General features: G+C 47.6%; 1 protein-coding gene and 1 pseudogene. Both read left to right on the forward strand.

Features of this window, described 5'->3' with window-relative positions:
• Positions 1-681: pseudogene (locus HSISS2_RS03100) on the forward strand (dihydroorotate dehydrogenase electron transfer subunit); the annotation flags it as partial.
• 9 nt (positions 682-690) lie between these two features.
• On the forward strand, positions 691-1,461 hold a 771-nt coding region (locus tag HSISS2_RS03105; RefSeq protein ID WP_042766952.1), incomplete at its 3' end, for a dihydroorotate dehydrogenase.

The following is a 1,461-nucleotide window of genomic DNA, read 5'->3' on the forward strand; positions in this document are numbered from 1 at the left end:
ATATGCAGGTTGGTCAGTTCGTCACTCAAGGTGCCAGACCCAAGTAAGCTCCTTCGTCGTCCAATTTCCATCTCAGAGATTGACTACGACAAGAAAGAGGCAACTATTGTCTATCGTGTGGAACGTGAAGGGACAGCCATTCTGTCTAAGATGGTAGCTGGTCAAACCATTGATACCATGGGCCCTCAGGGGAATGGTTTTGATATTTCTGTTGTCGAGGCTGGGCAGAAAGCCCTTCTCATTGGTGGAGGTATCGGTGTGCCACCTTTGGTTGAGACGGCTAAGCAGTTGAAGGCTAAGGGTGTAGAAGTCGTGTCTGTGATTGGTTTTGCCAATAAGGATGCCGTCATCTTGGAGGACAAGCTCAAGGCTTGTGGTGATGTTTATGTGACCACTGATGACGGTTCATACGGTATTAAGGGTTACGTTTCGACGGTTATTGATGGTTTCGACTGGATTCCAGATGCCGTTTACAGTTGCGGAGCTCCAGGCATGCTTAAATATGTCGATAGCAAGTTTGAAAATCATCCTCATGCCTATGTTTCTATGGAAGCTCGTATGGCTTGTGGTATGGGGGCTTGCTATGCCTGTGTGGTCCACGTAAAAGGAGAATCAGATGCCAAAAATCTTCGTGTTTGCGAGGAAGGGCCAGTCTTCCCAACCGGAAAAGTCATCGTCTAGGAGGTTACCATGTCAGAGATTAAATCAGAAAATCGTTTAGCTATTAGCCTTCCAGGGCTCGACTTGAAAAATCCTATTATTCCAGCCTCAGGTTGCTTTGGTTTTGGGCAAGAGTATGCCAAGTATTATGATTTGGACAAACTAGGTTCTATCATGATTAAGGCAACGACTGCCAACCCTCGTTTTGGTAATCCGACACCACGTGTAGCAGAGACACCATCAGGCATGCTTAATGCCATTGGACTGCAAAATCCTGGTGTTGATGCTGTTTTGACTGAAAAACTCCCTTGGTTGCAGGAGCATTATCCTGAGCTTCCCATCATTGCAAATGTAGCTGGATTTTCAAACGAAGAATATGCGGAAGTCTCTCACAAGATTTCCAAAGCCAGTAACGTCAGGGCTATCGAGCTCAATATCTCCTGTCCAAACGTTGATCATGGCAATAACGGCCTTCTCATCGGACAAGTCCCAGAGCTTGCCTATGCAGCCGTAAAGGCCAGTGTCTCTCACTCTGATGTGCCCGTCTATGTCAAACTGACACCGAGCGTGGCTGATATCACAAGTGTCGCCAAAGCAGTCGAAGATGCCGGTGCCACAGGTTTCACCATGATTAATACCTTGGTCGGAACACGCTATGACTTGGCTACTCGCAAACCTATCATTGCCAATGGCCAAGGTGGTATGTCAGGCCCAGCTGTCTTCCCAGTAGCCCTTAAACTCATCCGCCAAGTTGCTTTAGCGTCAGACCTTCCGATCATCGGTATGGGTGGCGTCGACAGT

Origin of the sequence: Streptococcus sp. HSISS2 (assembly GCF_000448665.1) — a bacterium.
Taxonomy (GTDB): domain Bacteria; phylum Bacillota; class Bacilli; order Lactobacillales; family Streptococcaceae; genus Streptococcus; species Streptococcus raffinosi.